At 68.2% G+C, this 18,428-nt stretch carries 15 protein-coding genes and 1 pseudogene; 12 read left to right on the top strand and 4 right to left on the bottom strand.

Going from position 1 to position 18,428, the window contains the following annotated elements; all coding sequences use genetic code 11:
• From CLG85_RS12725 to CLG85_RS12690, 8 genes are all read left to right on the top strand, one after another.
• A partial coding sequence (locus CLG85_RS12725; protein WP_260349022.1) for an HAD-IC family P-type ATPase occupies window positions 1–592 on the top strand: 592 nt, incomplete at its 5' end.
• A gap of 158 nt (window positions 593–750) precedes the next feature.
• Window positions 751–1,500 carry a response regulator transcription factor gene (locus CLG85_RS12720; RefSeq protein ID WP_095881999.1) on the top strand — a complete coding sequence of 250 codons (750 nt, stop codon included), beginning with the start codon at window positions 751–753 and terminating at the stop codon, window positions 1,498–1,500.
• A 187-nt stretch (window positions 1,501–1,687) separates the two neighbouring features.
• The gene (locus CLG85_RS12715; protein ID WP_095882000.1) at window positions 1,688–2,521 is read left to right on the top strand and encodes a universal stress protein; all 834 of its coding nucleotides are present in this window, start codon (window positions 1,688–1,690) and stop codon (window positions 2,519–2,521) included.
• Between the two features lie 163 nt (window positions 2,522–2,684).
• A complete protein-coding gene (locus tag CLG85_RS12710) occupies window positions 2,685–3,086 on the top strand; it encodes an Hsp20/alpha crystallin family protein (protein ID WP_095882001.1) in 402 nt (133 codons plus the stop codon).
• Window positions 3,083–5,461 (top strand): endopeptidase La, encoded by a 2,379-nt coding sequence (lon, locus tag CLG85_RS12705; RefSeq protein WP_260349021.1) that lies wholly within the window; start codon window positions 3,083–3,085, stop codon window positions 5,459–5,461. Before CLG85_RS12710 ends, lon begins: the two co-directional genes overlap by 4 nt.
• A 257-nt stretch (window positions 5,462–5,718) precedes the next feature.
• A complete protein-coding gene (locus tag CLG85_RS12700) occupies window positions 5,719–5,922 on the top strand; it encodes a hypothetical protein (RefSeq protein ID WP_095884137.1) in 204 nt (67 codons plus the stop codon).
• 185 nt (window positions 5,923–6,107) lie between these two features.
• The gene (locus CLG85_RS12695) at window positions 6,108–6,929 is read left to right on the top strand and encodes a Crp/Fnr family transcriptional regulator (RefSeq protein ID WP_095884136.1); all 822 of its coding nucleotides are present in this window, start codon (window positions 6,108–6,110) and stop codon (window positions 6,927–6,929) included.
• 214 nt (window positions 6,930–7,143) lie between these two features.
• Window positions 7,144–8,955 (top strand): PHA/PHB synthase family protein, encoded by a 1,812-nt coding sequence (locus CLG85_RS12690; RefSeq protein ID WP_260349019.1) that lies wholly within the window; start codon window positions 7,144–7,146, stop codon window positions 8,953–8,955.
• Between the two features lie 72 nt (window positions 8,956–9,027).
• On the opposite strand, the gene CLG85_RS12685 is transcribed toward CLG85_RS12690, so the two are convergent.
• Window positions 9,028–10,719, bottom strand: a complete 1,692-nt coding sequence (locus CLG85_RS12685; RefSeq protein WP_260349018.1) for an erythromycin esterase family protein — start codon at window positions 10,717–10,719, stop codon at window positions 9,028–9,030.
• 56 nt (window positions 10,720–10,775) lie between these two features.
• On the opposite strand from CLG85_RS12685, the gene CLG85_RS12680 reads away from it, so the two are divergent.
• Window positions 10,776–11,096 (top strand): hypothetical protein, encoded by a 321-nt coding sequence (locus CLG85_RS12680; protein WP_260349017.1) that lies wholly within the window; start codon window positions 10,776–10,778, stop codon window positions 11,094–11,096.
• 134 nt (window positions 11,097–11,230) lie between these two features.
• On the opposite strand, the pseudogene CLG85_RS12675 reads toward CLG85_RS12680, so the two are convergent.
• The 3 genes and pseudogenes from CLG85_RS12675 to CLG85_RS12665 all read right to left on the bottom strand — a co-directional run.
• A pseudogene (locus CLG85_RS12675) lies at window positions 11,231–11,686 on the bottom strand (phosphoribosyltransferase); the annotation flags it as partial.
• A gap of 146 nt (window positions 11,687–11,832) precedes the next feature.
• A complete protein-coding gene (locus tag CLG85_RS12670; RefSeq protein WP_260349016.1) occupies window positions 11,833–14,694 on the bottom strand; it encodes a PAS domain-containing protein in 2,862 nt (953 codons plus the stop codon).
• Window positions 14,695–15,221: 527 nt separating this feature from the next.
• The gene (locus CLG85_RS12665) at window positions 15,222–16,271 is read right to left on the bottom strand and encodes an AraC family transcriptional regulator (RefSeq protein ID WP_260349015.1); all 1,050 of its coding nucleotides are present in this window, start codon (window positions 16,269–16,271) and stop codon (window positions 15,222–15,224) included.
• Window positions 16,272–16,384: 113 nt separating this feature from the next.
• On the opposite strand from CLG85_RS12665, the gene CLG85_RS12660 reads away from it, so the two are divergent.
• The 3 genes from CLG85_RS12660 to CLG85_RS12650 are packed head-to-tail and all read left to right on the top strand — an operon-like array spanning window position 16,385 to window position 18,428.
• On the top strand, window positions 16,385–17,161 hold the full coding sequence (locus CLG85_RS12660) for an SDR family oxidoreductase (RefSeq protein WP_260349014.1): 777 nt from the start codon (window positions 16,385–16,387) through the stop codon (window positions 17,159–17,161).
• A 36-nt stretch (window positions 17,162–17,197) separates the two neighbouring features.
• A complete protein-coding gene (locus CLG85_RS27430; RefSeq protein WP_375796920.1) occupies window positions 17,198–17,935 on the top strand; it encodes a styrene monooxygenase/indole monooxygenase family protein in 738 nt (245 codons plus the stop codon).
• On the top strand, window positions 17,838–18,428 hold the full coding sequence (locus CLG85_RS12650) for a styrene monooxygenase/indole monooxygenase family protein (protein WP_512699371.1): 591 nt from the start codon (window positions 17,838–17,840) through the stop codon (window positions 18,426–18,428). The genes CLG85_RS27430 and CLG85_RS12650 overlap by 98 nt, the downstream gene beginning before the upstream one ends.

Genomic DNA, 18,428 nt, shown 5'->3' with positions numbered 1-18,428 from the left:
GTGGCGCTGGACGGGCAGCCCGGCGGGGCACCTCGTGATGGCCGACCCGCTGCGCGACGGTGCCGGCGCCGCGCTGCAGGGGCTGCGCCGCGAAGGTATCGCCCGGCTCGTGCTCGCCACGGGCGACCGTCCCGACGTGGCCGCCCGGGTGACCGCGGGGCTCGGGATAGACGCGATCCAGGCCGAGCTCACCCCCGACGAGAAGGTCGCGCTGGTCCAGAGCGAACGCGCGGGCGGCCCGGTGATGATGGTCGGCGACGGCGTCAACGACGCCCCGGCGCTTGCCGTGGCCGATATCGGCGTGGCCATGGGCGCGCGCGGTGCCGCCGCCTCGGCTGAGGCCGCCGACGTGGTGCTGCTGGTCGACAGGATCGATCCGCTGGTGGCCGGCATCGCCATAGCCCGCGACGCCCGGCGGATCGCGCTGCAGAGCGTCGTGGCGGGGATCGGCCTGTCGGTGATCGGGATGATCGCCGCGGCGCTGGGATACCTCGAGCCGGTCGAGGGCGCGCTGCTGCAGGAGGTGATCGACGTGGCGGTGATCCTCAACGCGCTCCGCGCCTTGCGCATCACCCCGCGAGAGGCCGCATAGCAGCGGCGACCATCGTACCGCAGGAGGCAGCCGCAATACTCTTAGTTGTATAAATAGATTACAGTGCACGCCAAGGTTGAATTATGGATTTATTTACATGTTCCGTTATACACGCCGCGACTCTCTGATAATACATTCCCTCGAGGGAGGGAGCGAATATGGACCGCGCTACAATTCTTGTTGTCGACGATGAAAGTGGAGTGCGTGAGGCTCTTTGCGCTGCCTTTGAGTCCCAGAACTGGCAGGCCTTGGAAGCCAGCGATCGCGCGTCCATGTGGGAAGCGCTGGAAACCCAACAGGTTGATTTGGTCACGCTTGATTTGATGCTTGGAAATGAAGACGGGCTTTCTCTCGCGCAGGCGCTGCGCGAGAGGTGGAATATCCCCATCCTGATGATTTCCGGAAAGGCCGCTGTGGAAGACCGCATTCGCGGGCTGGAATTCGGGGCCGACGACTATATAGTCAAGCCGTTCCACATAAAGGAAGTCGTGCTGCGCGTCAAAAAGACCCTCGATCTTTACAACCGCGAGATATCCGAACAGTCGAACATTCTTTTAGACCATGCCATGTTCGAGGTGCAGCGCGGTGTCCTGACGCATCTCGACGGAACCCCGGTCGAGCTGACCGGTCTCGAGCAGAGGCTGCTCGCGCTCTTTGTGCAGCATCCTGGTCGTATCCTAACCCGCGACGAGATCTCCCAGGCCCTGCATGGGCGGGACTGGTCGCCCGATGACCGGACGATCGACGGACACGTGGCACGGCTGCGGCGCAAGATCGAGTCGCCGACCACTGGAGAAAAGCTGATCCGCTCGGTGCGCGGTGTCGGCTACGTTTTCACCGGCCAGGTCAGGATCGCCAGAGACCTGGCAGAGCCGGCAGATCGCAAGCGGGATGACGACCGTCAATGACGACGCCAAGCGCGGCGGGCAGATTGGGCGCGGTCGCGCCAGCTCGCTGCCGGATTGGGTGACCCGGCCGGCGCAACCGGGTTTTCGTGGCGCGGCCAGGAATGAGGACAACACCTTTCAAGACAATCCGACCATTCGGCCCGGGACCTCTATTGCCAAGATCTCAGCCACTTGAGGTATATCAAAAATGTCCATTAAAACGATTGCCCTTCTCGTTTTTGATCCGGAAGAGGCGGAATGGAGTCTCGAACAGGCCGCGACCCTTGCCGCCGCCCATGATGCGCATCTGACCGTATTGCACCCCTACAACCCGATGATTTTCACGGATGGAACCGGCGCCGAGCCGCTCATCTATGCCAGCATGCAGGAATGGGAGGAGCAGGACTCGGAGAAAATCAGGGCCATTTTCGAGAAACAGGCGAAAGCCATGGGGATTCTTGGGGAATACCGGCCTCAGACCCTCCTCTTTGGTGCCGAGGAGTTCCTGCTTTCGGGCGCGCGCGGGGCGGATATCGTGCTCGCCGGGACCAATGGAACGCTCACCCGCTCGCCCGACGATCGGACCCTTTTGGAGCGGGTCGTTCGCAATCTTGGGCGCCCGGTGCTGGTCCTGTCCGCCGAGGCGAGCCTGACCGGCCCCGTCGCCCGGATGACCATCGGCTGGAGCGACACCCGCGAGGCGACGCGGGCGGCGCATGATGCTCTGGCGCTTGCGCAGGATGGCGCCGAGATCGAGCTTGTCACGGTCGTGTCGCGCGCACAGCGCACCGTCCCGGGCATCGACGGCAAGGCGGATTTCGCCACTTCGCTGGACCGCCTCGGCTTTCGGGTGACGGTGACCGAACGCAGCGCCACCGTCGAGCAAAGGGGCGAGACGCTGATCTCCGCAGCACAGGAATTCGGCGCCGAGATGCTGGTGACCGGCGCCTTCGGCCATTCGCAGCTCTATGATTTCGTGATCGGCGCGGTCACCCGGGACCTGCTGGAATTCGCCCCACTGCCGGTGCTCCTGTCGAAGTGAACGGCCGCGCGCGCCCGTCCTTGGAGGCGGTATGAGATCGCGCTCCGCGGCGCGCCTCCGGCGATCACGTCGCTTTGAAGCTGCCCGGCCTGGGTGATTGCGCGCAAACAATGCGCGCGCGCCGAGAGCGGCGCAGGGTGGCGCCGGAGGACGGAGGAAGACCATGGGGAAATCGATCGAGAACCGGATGCTCGCGGATGCTCTGCACCGGCTGGGGCATCTCGATCAACTGCGGCAGCTGGCCTTCGGGCTGGGTCAGCCGATGACCTGGGAGCCGCCTCTCGATCTGATCGAGACCGCGACGGAACTGGTGGCCTACGTGGTGCTGCCCGGGGTCGATCCGGCCACGGTCGAGATCGAGGTCGCGGGCGGCACCCTGACCCTGCGAGGCCTGCGGGCGCGCCCGTCGGAACTGGGGGCAACCTCGATCCTGCGGCTGGAATTGCCCTGGGGCCGCTTCGAGCGGCGCGTCACGATTCCCGATGCGCCCTACCGGGTGAGCCGCGAGACCGCGCCGGGCTGTCTCGTCGTCCGGCTCGCCAAGCTCGCGGAGGCCAAGCAATGACCGAGACGCGCCCTCCCGAACCCGCCTCCTTCGAGATCCCGGAAGACGCGCTCATCCTGCTTCCGGTGCGCGATTTCGTGGGCTTTCCGGGCACCGTCTTTCCACTCTCCATCGGTCGGCCGTCCTCGGTGGCGGCGGTCGAAAGGGCGCTGCGCGACGACCTGCCGATCGGCATCCTGCTGCAGCGCGCGCCGCAGGAGGATGCGCCCGACGCCGCGGGGCTGCACGACATGGGCTGCCTGGCCGAGATCCTGCGCTACGTGACCACCCCCGACGAGGGCCGGCACCTGATCTGCCGCGGCCGCGCGCGGTTCCGCCCGCTGGAGCTTATCCCGGACGCCCCCTTCCTTGTCGCCAAGGTCGAAGCCGTCGAGGACATTCGCGACACCCGCCCCGAAACCGAGGCCCGTTTCCTGCACCTGCGCGAACTGGCGGTGCAGCTTCTGCACATGCTCCCAGAGGCGCCCGAGGGGCTGGCCGAGTCGGTGGCGCAGATCGACGATCCGGGCTACCTCGCCGATCTCGCGGCGGGGTACTCCGAGATGTCCACCGACGAGCGGCAGGAGATGCTCGAGACCGTCGAAGTCGCTGCCCGCATCGAGGCGATGACCCGGAAGCTGAGCCGCCGCGTCGAGGTGCTGCGCATCACCCGCGAGATCAACGAGCAGGCCCGCGAGGAGCTCGAGGGGCGCCACCGCGAGGTTATCCTGCGCGAACAGCTCGCCGCCATCCGTCGCGAGCTGGGCGAGACCGGTGCCGGCAACGGCGAGGAGGTCGCCGAGCTGTCCCGCGCCATCATGGCGGCGGGCATGCCGGAAGAGACCGAGCGGCACGCGCTTGCCGAGCTCGGCCGCTACGGGAGCATGGCGCCGGGCAGCGCCGAGGTGGCGATGCTGCGCGGCTGGATCGACACTATTCTCGACCTGCCGTGGCGGCTGCCCGAGAAAACACCCGTCGATTTGGCCGAGGCGCGCCGGACGCTAGACGCCGACCACTACGGGCTCGAGAAGATCAAGATGCGCATCATCGAATATCTCGCGGTGCGCCGCCTCGCCCCCGCGGGCAAGGCACCGATCCTGTGCTTCGTCGGGCCGCCGGGCGTCGGAAAGACCTCGCTGGGCCAGAGTATCGCGCGGGCGCTGCACCGGCCTTTTGCGCGACTTAGCCTTGGCGGGGTGCATGACGAAGCCGAGATCCGCGGCCACCGCCGCACCTATGTCGGGGCGATGCCCGGCACGGTGATCCAGCAGATCCGCCGCGCCGGGGCGCGCAACTGCGTGCTGATGCTCGACGAGATCGACAAGCTTGGCCAAGGGCTGGGCGGCGATCCCTCGGCAGCGCTGCTCGAGGTGCTGGACCCGGCGCAGAACGCCGCCTTCCGCGACAATTATCTCGGCGTAGATTTCGACCTGTCGCATGTGGTTTTCCTCTGCACCGCCAACAGCCTCGAGACCATCCCCGCGCCTCTGCGCGACCGGATGGAGATCATCGCCCTCGCCGGCTACCTCGAGGAGGAAAAGCTGGAGATCGCCAAGCGCTACCTCGTGCCCGCGCAGCTTGCCGCGACCGGGCTCACCGCCGAGCAGGCGCGGATCGAGGAGGACGCCCTGCAAGCCCTCGTCCGCGGCTACACCCGCGAGGCGGGGGTGCGGGGGCTCGAACGTGCGATCGGCGCGCTGCTGCGCCACGTGGCGGTCGGCTTCGCCGAGGGCAGGACCGAGCCGCGCAGCATCACCCAGGCCGACCTCGCGCCGGTGCTGGGCTCGCCCCGGTTCGAGAACGAGATCGCCCTGCGCACCGGCCTTGCGGGGGTGGCCACCGGACTCGCCTGGACGCCGGTCGGCGGCGATATCCTCTTCATCGAGGCCAGCCGGGTACCGGGAAAGGGGCGGCTGACCCTGACCGGGCAGCTCGGCGAGGTGATGCGCGAGAGCGCGCAGGCCGCGTTGACGCTGGTCAAGGCCCGGGCCACCGGCCTCGGCATCGATCCCGAGCTCTTCGAGACCTCCGACATCCATATCCACGTCCCCGCCGGCGCAACCCCCAAGGACGGGCCAAGCGCCGGCACGGCGATCTTCGCGGCACTGGCTTCGCTTCTGCTCGATCGCAGGCTACGCAGCGACACGGCGATGACCGGGGAGATCTCGCTGCGCGGGCTGGTGCTCCCGGTCGGCGGCATCCGCGAGAAGGTGGTCGCCGCCGCGGGGGCCGGGATCACCCAGGTTCTGCTGCCGGAGCGCAACCGCCCCGACCTCGAGGACATCCCCGAAACCGCGCGCCGGCAGCTCGGCTTCGTCTGGCTGAAGACCGTCGATGACGTTCTGGCCCATGCCCTCGAGCCGCGGCCCGAGACGCATCCCGTGGTGGTCGGCTGACTGACGCGGCGCCCCGGATCGGTGCCGGAGTCCCTTCAGTGACACGCGACGAAAGCGCGGCCCCGCGCCGCCTCCGCGGTTGATGGCCGTCAATGCGCTAAGTGGGAAATCGCATTAAGTCTAGATAGTTCGCGGATCAGCTGACCCTGAGCCCACCCCGGCTCCCCCGGCCGGAACCGCGGATGACGCCGCCGACAGGCTCGTCTCCGTTCCTCGGGTTCGGTCGGCGGCGCACCCGTATATTTATGGAAATCCCCATGTCCAAGAAACCCGGCATCCCGGTGTTCTGGCCCGTGTCCCGGGATGGACCCCGCCGCGCGCCGCTGCGCCAATGGTCCGGATTCGGCGGCCTTCGCGATGAGTTGGAGGCGCAGTGCGCCAACGAGGCGCTGAAGGAGACCCTGCTGCACTCGCCATCGGCCCTTGCGGCAGTGCGGCGGGTCGAGGTCACATCCGCCTGACCTGCGGCAGCTCGCTCCTTGCCGCGGGTGAGCCCCCCTCACGCCACGCAAGACAGACGGTCGATCGGCCCAAAGAGCCTTTCGAACCGAGGCACTACACAATTCTACTCAATTCTACTGATGATTTCACATTCTACCTTCTGAAATCATTAACCTTGCAGGGTCAGCGCGAGGGGGGGGGGGAAATGCAGACCAACGCGATTCTACGTCAGGCACAGGAGGTCCGCTGCGGCCGCTGCGCGGCAAGAAAGTTCGGGTTCTGCAGCACTTTGCATGCCGATTCCCAACGGGAAATCCTGAGCAGAAGCAGCCTCACGACCTATGCGCGGGGCGCAGAGATCGTGCAGCAGGGAGAGCCGCTCGACCGGATCGGGCTCATCGCCAGCGGTGTGATCAAGGTCGGCACAGTCACCAAGGGCGGTGATGAGCACCTGCTGCAGATCATGCGGCGCGGGCAGTTGGTCTACGTTCCCGACAGCGCCGGCAGCCTGTTCTCCTGGGTGACGGCGAGCGAGGCGGCGGTCTGCTGGATGTCCCGCAGCGCCTGGGACAGCTTCCTCAAGGAGCAGCCCTCGCATTTCCATGCCTACATGGTGACGATGCGCCAGCAGCTCGAGCAAATGCAGCTTTCCGTGATGAACATGCGCGGGCGCAACACGCTGCAGCGTCTCGCCTTCTGGCTTCTCGAGGAGCTCGCAGATGCAGACGCCGGGGAGCAGCGCAAGCTGCACATCCTCCTGAGCCGCCGCGACCTGGCCTCGCTGCTGGACATGACCGTCGAGACGCTCTGCCGCTCGCTGCGCCAGCTGAACGACAAGGGCGCCATACGGCTGCTCACGCCCGACCGGATCGAGGTGACGGACCTGTCCCGGCTGCGGCTCATTGCCCGATGCAACGAAGATGGCATCGGCAGGGGTGTGACCAGTCTTCCGCCCGCCCTGCCGCACAGGAGCTGGGCCAACCGGAACGACACGCCTGCCAAGACGGCCCGCCCCGACGCGGGATAGCTGTCGCCCGGCTCCCGACCGGGGACCGGGGTTGCCCCGGCAGGCAGGAGGCCCCCACAGAACTGGCCCTGCGCGCGATTTGCCGCAGGGCGACGAGGGCGGATCCCGCCCTTGCCGGGGAGGCCGGGCTGTACCTGCCACATCGATGGTCTCAAGATAGCCCGGTCACCCGGCCCCGGCGGCCCGTGCCGCCATACGCACGAAAGCAGCGATCATGTCCGAGCTTGTCCCGCCCCCCGCCGCATCGCAGCCAGCGCCGACGGTCGCGCCTTCCGCCTGCCCCCCTCCCAGGGTGCCCGAGGTCTGGGTGCACGACGGCTTCTACGCAAGCCTGGACCGGGCCCTGGCCTCGATGCGGGCGCGGCTGACCATGGGCGTCTCGCCCTATGCTGCGGCCTCGGCCTGGCAGGCCTGGGCGGTGAACCTGCTCAAGGCGCCGGGCCGGCAGACCGATCTTGCCGAACGCTTCTGGCACAACCAGTGGCAGGCGCTCACCGGCATCTGGGACACCGCGCGCGGCTTCCGCCCTGCTGCGGACGATCACCGCTTCGACGGCGAGGGCTGGGCCAACCCGGTCTCGCGGGTCTGGATGCAGGGCTTTCTCGCCGCCGAGGACTGGTGGGAGGTTGCCACCAGCCGGCAGCGCGGCATGAACCCCCGTGAGAGCGCGCGGGTTTCCTTCATGGCGCGGCAGGGGCTCGACGCCCTGTCGCCCTCGAACCTGCCGTGGTTCAACCCCGAGGTGCTCGACGCCATGGCCCGCAGCGGCGGGCGCTGCCTCATCGACGGCGCGGCTCTGATGGCCGAGGACTGGCTGCGCGACGGCGTGCTGCACTCGGAACAGCCCGAGACCTTCATGCCGGGACAGGACGTTGCCTGCACGCCCGGCACCGTGGTCTTTCGCAACCATATCTTCGAGCTGATCCAATACGCGCCCGCGACCGAGACCGTGCATGCCGATCCGATCCTGATCGTGCCCGCCTGGATCATGAAATATTACATCCTCGATCTCAGCGAACAGAACTCGCTGATCGGCTACCTCGTGGCGCAGGGCTTCACCGTCTTCTGCATTTCCTGGCTCAACCCCGGTGCCGAGGATCGCGACCTGTCGCTCGATGCCTACCGGCGCGACGGGGTGATGGCGGCGCTCGAGGCGGTCACCACCATCTGCCCCGGGCGCAGGGTGCACGCCTGCGGCTACTGCCTCGGCGGCACGATCCTCGCCATCGCCGCCGCCACCATGGCGCGCGACGGCGACGAACGGCTCGGCTCGATCACCCTGCTCGCGGCGCAGACCGACTTTTCGGAGGCCGGCGAACTGATGCTCTTCGTCGACGAGGCGCAGATCGCCTATCTCGAGGATCTCATGTGGGCGCAGGGCTATCTCGACCAGCGGCAGATGGCCGGCACCTTCCGGGTGCTGCGCGACCGCGACCTGATCTGGTCGCGGCTGGTGCGTCGCTATCTGATGGGCGAGGAGGAGCAGGAGTTCGACATCGGCGCCTGGAGCAAGGACGCCACCCGGATGCCCTACCGCATGCATTCCGAGTACCTGCGCGGGCTGTTCCTGGAGAACCGCCTGACCGCCGGGCGTTTCGCCGTCGACGGGCGGGTCATCGCGCTGAAGGACATCGCCGCGCCGCTTTTCGTGCTGGCCACCGAGAAGGACCACATCGCGCCGTGGCGCTCGGTCTACAAGACCGCGCTCTTTTCCGACAGCGACATGACCTTCGCGCTGGTCAGCGGCGGCCACAACGGCGGCATCCTGAGCCCGCCCGGCCAGGGCCGGCGCAGCTTCCGGCGCAGTTTCCGGCTCGGGCACCGGCCGGCCGGCGCGCCCTATGCCGGGCCGGACGACTGGCATGCCCGGCACGCGCCGCAAGAGGGCTCCTGGTGGCCGCATTGGGTGAACTGGCTGCACCGGATGGGGCCCGGGAAGGAGACCGCGCCGCCCGAGACGGGCGTGCCCGGCACCGAATACGCGCCGCTCTGCGCGGCACCGGGCCTTTATGTGCTGCAGCGCTGACACCGGCCCGGACAGGCTGCGGCCGGGCGCTGGCCCCTTCGGGGCCCGGCTGACCCGCCAGCCGCCGCCCGGCTAGAGGCCGAAGGGATAGGTCTCGTCCTCGCCGGCGATCACCCGGGTCGGAACCGGCGTCACCGCCCGGGTCTCGTCGAACCAGACAAAGGCGTCGTACTGGTCCGGCAGCGTGGCGTGGGAATAGTGGCTCCAGCGCTCGGTCTCGGGGCGGTAGATGACACCGATGTAGCGCTCGAGCCGGGGATCGCGCAGCGCCCGGCGCAGCGCCGGGTCCATCTCGCGGCCCATGTCGAGCAGGAAGCGCGGCTCTCCCACGGCGTGACAAAGCGCCTCGTAGCTGTCCGGGCGCGAGGGGCGCACGGCCTTCACCTCCATCGGCGCATCCCATTCCGAGGCCGCCGCCACGGTGCCGCTGTGGGTGCCGAAACCGATCAGCACGGCCTCGCGGCCGAATTCCTCGCGACAGATCTGGCCGATGTTCAGCTCGCCGCGCGCGCTGCCCATGTCGGTGAAACGCGCGTCGCCGATGTGCGAGTTATGTGCCCAGACCACGGCCTTGGCGTCGGGGCCACCCCTTTCGAGCACGCGCTTCAGCGTGTCGAACATGTGGCGGTCGCGCAGGTTCCACGATTCATGCGAGCCGTAGTACATCACCCGGTAGTAGCGCTCGGCATTGGCCACCAGCCGGGCGTTCTGCACCGCGTCAAAGAAGGCGTCGCCGTCGCGCGCCACGTAGTGCAGCTCGCTCTGCAGCAGGTCGAGCAGGGTGCGCATCACCGGCGCCTCGCAGAGCGCATAGCCGCGGCTGAGCGAGGCGCGGCCATAGGAGGCAAGCTCCTGCGACCAGGGATCGATGCAAGCGTAACGCTGGCGGGCCTCCTTTGCCGCAGCCGGGTCGACCCGGTCGAGATATTCCAGCACCGCCGCGATCGAGGCGGTCATGCTGTAAAGGTCAAGCCCGGTGAAGCGCACCTGCTCGTCGGGCTCGACCTTGGCATTGTGATCGCGCAGGCTGGCGACAAAATCGTCGAACTCGCGGTTGCGCCACATCCAGGTCGGGAAGCGCGCGAAGGGCACCCGCCGGGAGGCGGCCCCGGGCCTGCCGCGGATGTGGCGGTCGATGGCGGCGGCGTCCGGCCAATCGGCTTCCGCCGCGACGTGGGTGAAGCCGTGCCGCTCGATCAGTCGCCGGGTGATCGCCGCGCGGGCGCGGTAGAACTCCGACGTGCCATGCGAGGCCTCGCCCAGCAGAACGATCCGCGCCGCGCCGTAGTCGTCGAAGGCCGCGCCAAAGGCCGGATCCTCGGGTTCGGGCAAGGCGATCGCCGCGCCGCGCAGGGCGGTGACGATGGCATCGTCGCCAAGCAGATGCGTCTCGGGCTGGGGGTGCACCGCCTCGGACGGGCGCTGCAGGTAGTGTTCGAACCAAGTGCAGGCCATTTCGGTCGCCGCCTCGAGCGTGCCCGGCTCTTCGAAGAGATGGCTGGCGCCGGGAACGATCTTCAGCAGTTTCTCGCAGTTCAGGCCATAGAGCGCCTGCCGGTTGAGCGTCAGCACATGGGCGTCGTTGCCGCCGACGATCAGCAGCGTCGGCGCGGTGACCTGTGCCAGATGCGGGCCGGCAAGATCGGGCCGCCCCCCCGCGCGAGACCACGGCCCCGATGCGCGGCCCCAGTTCGGCCGCGGCGACCAGCGCCGCCCCGGCCCCGGTGCTGGCGCCGAAAAGACCGACCGGCAACTCGGCGACATCGGGCTCGCTGGCGACGTAGCCGACCGCCGCGACGACCCGCTCGGCCAGCAGCGGAATGTCGAAGACGTTGCGCCGGTCCTGCGCCTCCTGCGGGGTCAGCAGATCGAAGAGCAACGTCGCGAAGCCGCGTGCGATCAACGCATCGGCCACCGCCCGGTTGCGCGGGCTGAGTCGGCTCGACCCGCTGCCATGGGCGAAGATGACCAGCCCGCGCGGATCGGCGGGCACCGAAAGATCTCCGGCCAGCGCCAGCGGCGGCACCGAGACGCTGCGGCGCGAGGGCACCGCCGAGTCTCCGGCGGAGACCTCCTCGGCCCAGGCCTCGCGTAGCAGCCCCTGGGTCTCCTCGTCGCTGAGCTGGTGGAAGTCGTCGTAGAATCCGCCCACGCCGTAGAACCTCTGGGCCGGATGCAGGCAGACCACTTGGTCGGCAATTCCCTCGAATTCCACCGCCACCCGGGCCGGCGCCACCGGCACTGCGACGCAGACCGCACGCGCCTCCTGGTGCCGCATGGCGATGATCGCCGCCTTCATCGTCGCCCCCGTGGCCAGACCGTCGTCCACGATCACCGCGGTCCTGCCCTTGGCGAGGAGCTGCCGCCGGTTTCCAAGGTAGCGCTTGCGGCGCCGTTCCAGCTCCTGCAGCTCGCGCGCCCTAGCCCGTTCCAGATAGGAGGTGTCGCCCCCGGAGCCACGCAGCACGTCCTCGTTGATCACCATCTGCGGGGCCTCGCCGTTGACGATGGCCCCGAGCGCGACCTCCGGCACCCCCGGCGCCCCGATCTTGCGCACGAAGATCAGGTCGAGCGGCGCCCCGAGCGCGCGGGCCACCTCGAGCGCGACCGGAACCCCGCCGCGCGGCAGCGCGTAGACGATCGGTGCCTCCAGCGACAGGGACGCGAGCCGGGCTCCCAGGGCGCGCCCCGCCGCCCGGCGGTCCGCGAAACGTTGCGTGTCCTGTGCCATCTCGTGCCCCTCCCGATCCGTGCCACGACCCAGGGATGAGGCCCATGGAGTCCGGAGCCGCGCCAAGGGCCGATGCCAGTGTCGCACGGAATGTCCCGGGTGTTCTTGACGGCGGTCATTGCCGGAGCCCGACCGTGGGCCGCCGCTCAGCCGCCGGTGCCGGTGTGGTGCGCCGCCAGCAGGCTGCGGAGCGCCGCTGCGAGATCGTGCAGCCGGTAGGGCTTGATCAGCACCGGGACATTCGCCGTCGGATCGTCCACGCCCTTGGGCGAGGTCTCGGCGATGTAGCCGGCGGTCAGCAGCACCTCGACCCCCGGGAAGTCATGCAGCACCCGCTTGGCCAGATCCCGGCCGCTCATCTCGCCCGGCATCACCACGTCGCTGAACACCACGCGGATATCTCTCTGCCATCGCAGGATCCCGAGCGCCTCTTCGGCGTCCGCGGCCTCGACGACACTGTAGCCGAGGGACTGCAGCCGCTCGCGGGTGGCGTCCCTGACGGCCTTCTGGTCCTCGACCACGAGAATGAGGGGATGGGTCAGCGGGGCCGGTGGCTGGCGCGTGTCGGCCTCCGTCAGCGGAGTGACGTCACGTGCCCCGCTGGTTCTCGGGAAGTAGAGCCGGAAGGTCGTGCCGCGCCCCGGCGCGCTGTCGAATTCCAGGAACCCGCCGGACTGCTGCACCACGGTCTTGACGCTGAACAGGCCCAGGCCGACCCCCGTGCCCTGCTCCTTGGTCGAGAAGAACGCCTCGAAGGCCCGTCTGCGGACCTCCTCGGACATGCCAAACCCGTCGTCGGAAATGCACAGGCAGACATGGTCTCCCGGCGCCGCCGCGGCCCCCGGCTGCACCGGGACCTCCGCTGCGGGGACGTTGGCGGTGGACAGGCGGATCTCGCCGCCGTCCGGCATCGCGTCGCGCGCGTTGACCACGAGGTTGAGCACCATGCTGTCGACATTCGCCGGGTCTATGAAGCAGGGCCAGAGATCCGGTGCCAGATCGAGGGACAAGGTGAAGCGCTCGCCGATGGAGCGATCCAGGATGGCCCCCGTCTCGGTCACCAGATCGTTCAGGATCACCTCTTTCGGTTGCATCGGAGCCTGTCCGGCCCAGGTCAGCAGCCTCTGGTTCAGGCGCTCTCCGAGCTGGGCGGCCTTCAGCGCCTTGTCGAGGAACTGCGTCTTCTCCTCGGCACGCTCGCGCATCTCGGAGAGTTCGATATTGGCGATGATCACCGTCAGCAGGTTGTTGAAATCATGCGCGATGGCTCCGGCGAGCCGGCCCACCGCTTTCAGGCGCTGCGTGTGCGCGAGCGCCTCGACGGCCTGCCTGCGGGGGGTCACGTCGCTGGCCGCGCCGAACCATTCGACGATCTCGCCGGCCTCGTCGAGCAGCGGGATTGCCCGCGAGAACATCCAGCCCAGGGTCCCGTCCGGACGCTTGACCCGGTGTTCGAGCTGGAAGACGCCCTTGGTCTCGATGGCCTGCCGGATCGCCGCGGTCACCTCCGGCTGATCTTCGGCGGGGATATAGGCAAAGAGCCAGTCGCTCGTCGCTTCATGGGTGTCCTTGACGAATCCCCGCCCATCCAGCTCCCACATGACCTGCCAATCCGGGCTCATTCGGTAGACCACTTCGGAGGTCGCGTTGACCAGTGCCCGAAGGCGGGTTTCGCTTGCCTGAAGCGCCGCATCGATGCGCTTGCGCTCGGTCGTGTCGCTGAACAGGGCGGCAAACCGATCGCCGTCACGGTGATAGGCGCGGATCTCGTACCAGCGGCCTTGCTCCGGCACTTCGCGTTCGATGGTCCGGGGGCGCCGGTCGCTGACCATCTCGGCAAATTCCTTGACCCACCATGGCTTGGCCCTGTGCAGCACTTCGGTCACCGCACGCCCCCGCGCCTGCGCCGCGGAAAGGCCGGTCAACCGCTCGAAGGCCGGGTTCATCTCGAGCAGACGGCAATCGATCACCCCGCCGCTCTCGTCGCGGACCAGCTCGCATTCGCAGTAGCCTTGGGTCATCGTCTCGAAGAGCGACCGGAATTTTTCCTCGCTCTCGCGCAGCGCCTTTTCGGATCGGACCCGGGCAACGGCAGCCCAGGTGCGCTCGGCCACCTCGCCGACCAGCTCGACCTCGTGCAGCCTCCATGGCGCGGCACGCGACCTGATGACGCTCAGCACCGCGACAAGGCGCTCTTCCTTCACCAGCGGCACCGACACGAAGGCACGCACGCCCCACGCCCGGAAGACTTCGCGCTGGTCCGGGCGCAGCCCAGGCTCGGCGTCGACATCCGCAATCACAACGGTCCGCCCCGCTTCGAGAGCCGCCCGTTCGGCCGTCTTGGGCCCGGACGCCGGGTAGCGGCCTGCCATGCTGGCGAGCCCCTCGCGGTGATGCTCATGCGCGATGATGAAGTCTTCGCCCTCGACCTCGGCGTAGTTGACACGATCGACCCCGAGCGCCTCGCCGAGCAGCGCACAGGCGGCGCGCATGACGTCCGGGCCGGCGGCCAGCGTGCGCAGGCGATCGGAGAAACGCAGCAGCAGCTCCTGCCGTGCCTCCCGCTCGCGCAGCGTGTTGTCATCTATCCTGCGCCAGGTGATGTCGCGGATCACCGCCATGAGGCTCCGGCCCGACCCGTCCTCGATACGGGCCACGAACATCTCGAGCACCATCCCCTGGGGGATCGAACCGCGCTCGAAGCGGATCGCCTCGCCGGTCTCCAGCACACGGTCGTAATCGTCATACCAATCCTCGACCTCGTCGGGGAAATTGTCGCGGATCGACTGGCCGCTCAGATCGGGGATGCCGAACATCGCCTGCATCGCCGGGTTCATGGTGATGTAGCGATAGTCGCGCAGCCCGTCCGGCCGCAGCGGCAGGCGCTCGAACACGCAGACGGCTTCGTCCATCGCCTCGACAAGCGCGCGGTAGCGGGTGCTGCCGGTGGTCGGCCCGGCCCCGGCGCGCGCGATCGCCGCCTCGAGCTGCTCGGCCACCTCCTGCACGAGGGCGATCTCCGCCTGTGTCCACTCCCGGGGGGGCACTTGAGGTCAGGCAGAGAGCGGCAAGGCTCTGGTCCTGCCTGACCAGCGGCACCAACGCCAGAGCCGCGGTGCCGCTCCTGGCAAGCTCCGGGCGTTCCTCTCCTGGGATCAGCGGTGAGACCTGCGTGTCCGCCACGGCAAACGGCGCGCCCCGGCGCAATATCTCGAGTTGCCATGCCGGGAGGGGCCATTCCTGTGTCGCTCCCTGCTCCGGGAGCAACGCCTGGTAGCGGACACGGTCGACGCGTAGCCGTTCCGCCAGCATCCCGCAGGCACAGGCCCGCATCTCCGACGGCCCCGCAATTCCCTCAAGACCTTTGCAGAGGCGCAGCAGGAAACCCTCTCGCTCCTCGCGATCCAGTCCCGGGTCGAATTCGTCGCTCAATCGATCCCCCCTCGCGTCGACCGCACGCAGCAAGATTAGGCGCCAAAGGCCCGAAAGCCAAAGAAAAGCGGAGGTCCGCTCCCGGATTCCCGCCGCGCTTGGTTCAGGCTCTGAGCGCGGCGCGCAGCGTCTCGACCGGGGAGCAGCCGAACTTCCTGCGGTAATGTTCCGAGAAACGTCCGAGATGGAAGAAGCCGAGCCCGGTCGCAACATCGGTGACCCGCGTATCGGCGCCGGGGTTCGACAGCTCCTCCCAGGCGCGCTCGAGCCGCATGTCGCGCAGTACGGTCATCGGGCCGCAGCCATGGCGGGCGCGGAACGCCGCCTGCAGCGAGCGCACGCTTGTCCCGGCCGCGCTGGCGATGTCCTCGATCATCAGCGCCGCGCCGAGGTTCTCGCGCATGAACTCCTCGGCAAGGCGCATCATCCGCGGCGCATGGCCCTGCCCGAGGCCCATGGCGCCAGCCACGGGCAGCCGGACCTGCGACTGCAAGAGCCCCACCAGCAGCGTGCGTTCGAGCTGCCGCCCCAGCGCCGAGCCCTGCCCCAGCAAGGCGGCGCCGCGCTGGGTCTCGGAGATCACGAACTGCAGCAAGCCGAGAAAGGACCTGCCCTCCCCGCCCGTCAGCGCCTGCGCCCCGTCAAAGCGCAGCGGCGCGCCCTGCGGCAGGCCGAACTCCGCCCGCGCCGCCTGCTCCAGCGCGCGGCGGTCGATCTGCAGCATGAGCTGCACGCAGTGCTCGCTCCAGATCATGCTGACGTCCTCATCGGGATTGAGCACCCCGCCGCGGCCGTCGCCGATCTCGTAGCCGCGCGCGCCGCTGTTCACCGAGGCATGACCCCGCAGCGGAAACTGGAAAAGGTAGAACTGCTCGAGCGGGCCCGGCGCGATCTGGGTCTTCGCGCCATAGGTCAGCACGTTGACCGACAGGTCCTGCCCGTCGAGCCGGTTGTGCTGCGCCGCCAGCGGCGCCCGGCCCATCACCTCGAGCCGGTGGTCGCAATAGACCTGCGCCACCCGGTCCCGCGCCTCGTCCAGATCCTCGGTCGCAAAGAGTGGATGGCTGCCAAGCGGCAATCCCTGCGGCCTCCGGGGACCGGTCTGAAGCTGGCCCATGAGATGCTCCATGGTGGCGCCGCGGTGTTCCTTCATCCTTGAAACATAATTTGCGCAATCCGGATCCCGGCTGCGCAATCAGGATAGCGCGCATCCGCCACGACCCTGCAAGCTTTCATTTCAGAAAAATGACAAACAGGGAGCGCGCAATGCGTGGATTGAGAGACAAAGTCGCGATCGTGCCGGGCGGTGCCACGAAAATCGGCGTCGCCGTGGTCGAGGCGTTCAAATCCCATGGCGCCAAGGTGGTCATCGCGGATATCGACGCCGAGAACGGCGCGAAGCTGGCCTGCGATGGCGTGGTGTTCGTGCAGGCCGACCTGCGCTCGGACGAGGATATCGCCCGCGTCGTGCAGACCGCCAAGGACAGCTTCGGCCGCATCGATTTTCTGGTGAACGTCGCCGCGACCTATGTCGACAACGGCGCAGAAAGCACGCGTGCCGAATGGCTTGAAGCTTTGGATGTGAACCTTGTTGGCTCGGTCATGCTGATGCAGGCGGCGCGAGAGGAACTGCGCAAGACCAAGGGGGCGATCGTCAATTTCGGCTCGATCTCGGCCCGCGTGGCGCAGACCGGCCGCTGGCTCTACCCGGTGTCCAAGGCCGCGATCCTGCAGCTTACCCGCAACCAGGCGATGGACCTCGCGCCCGACGGTATCCGCGTCAACGCGGTCTCGCCCGGCTGGACCTGGTCCAACATCATGGACAGCCTCACCGGCGGCGACCGGGCCAAGACCGATGCGGTGGGTGCCGATTTCCACCTCTTCCCGCGGGTCGGTGACCCGGAGGAAGTCGCCTCGACGGTGATGTTCCTCTGCTCGGACGAAGCCAGCTTCGTGACCGGCACCGACATCCGCGTCGACGGCGGCTACACCGCGATGGGCCCCGAGCGCGCCGAGCCCGCCATCCCGCGCCTCATGGACTGACCCGGTCCGCAAAGCAAAAGCCAACAGGAGAGAACAATGAAACGCATTTCCATCGTGGGCGGTGGCCAGTCCGGCCTGCAACTCGGCATCGGCCTCGTGCAGAAGGGCTACGAGGTCAAGATCATCCAGGACCGCACCGGGCCCGAACTCGCTGCCGGGCGGGTGATGTCCTCGCAGTGCCAATTCGACGCGGCGCTGCAGCTCGAGCGCGACCTCGGGATCAACTTCTGGGAAGACGCCTGCCCGCCGGTCGAGGGCATCTCCTTCAGCGTCCCGAACCCCGAGGGTCCGGGCAAGGCGGTCGAATGGTCGGCCAGGCTCGAGCAAAAGGCACAGTCCATCGACCAGCGCGTGAAGATGCCGCGCTGGATCGAGGAGTTCGAGCGTCTCGGCGGCAAGATGGAGATCGCCACCGCCGACATCGCCATGCTCGAGCGCGAGGCAAAGGCGGCGGACCTGGTGATCGTCGCCTCGGGCAAGGGCGAGATCGGCAAGCTCTTCGAGCGCGACGCCGACCGCTCGCCCTTTGCCGCGCCCCAGCGTGCGCTGGCGCTGACCTATGTCCACGGCATGACCCCCCCGCCCCGAGCATTCGGCGGTGAACTTCAACCTGATCCCGGGTGTGGGCGAGTATTTCGTCTTCCCTGCGCTGACCACCAGCGGCCCCTGCGAGATCATGGTCTTCGAAGGTGTGCCCGAGGGTCCGATGGACTGCTGGAAGGACGTCTCCACCCCCGCCGAGCACCTCGCCCGCTCGAAGGAGATCCTCGATAAGTTCGTGCCCTGGGAAGCCGAGCGCTGCGCCAATATCGAGCTGACCGATGGCAACGGGATCCTTGCCGGGCGCTTCCCGCCGACCGTCCGCAAGCCCGTCGGCACCCTGCCCTCCGGTGCCAAGATCCTCGGGCTCGGCGATGCCGTCTGCCTCAACGATCCGATCACCGGCCAGGGCGCGAACAACGCCGCCAAGGCCGCTGCTGTCTACCTTGACGCGATCCTTGCGCGCGGCGATGCGTCCTTCGACGAGACCTGGATGCGCGCCACCTTCGAGACCTTCTGGACCTACGCGCAATGGGTGGTGCGCTGGACCAACATGATGCTGCTGCCGCCGCCGCCCTTCGTGCTCGAACTGATGGGCGCGGCGCAGGTGCTGCCCGACCTGGCGCACCGCATTGCCAACGGCTTCAACGACCCGCGCGACTTCTTCCCGTGGTTCGCCGATCCCGATGCCGCCGGCGCCTATCTGACCAGCCTCAAGGCCGCCTGA

Source organism: Alloyangia mangrovi (assembly GCF_002300555.2).
GTDB lineage: Bacteria > Pseudomonadota > Alphaproteobacteria > Rhodobacterales > Rhodobacteraceae > Salipiger > Salipiger mangrovi.
Note: the sequence above shows the minus strand (reverse complement) of the source record. Positions and strands in the feature narration are given on the sequence as shown.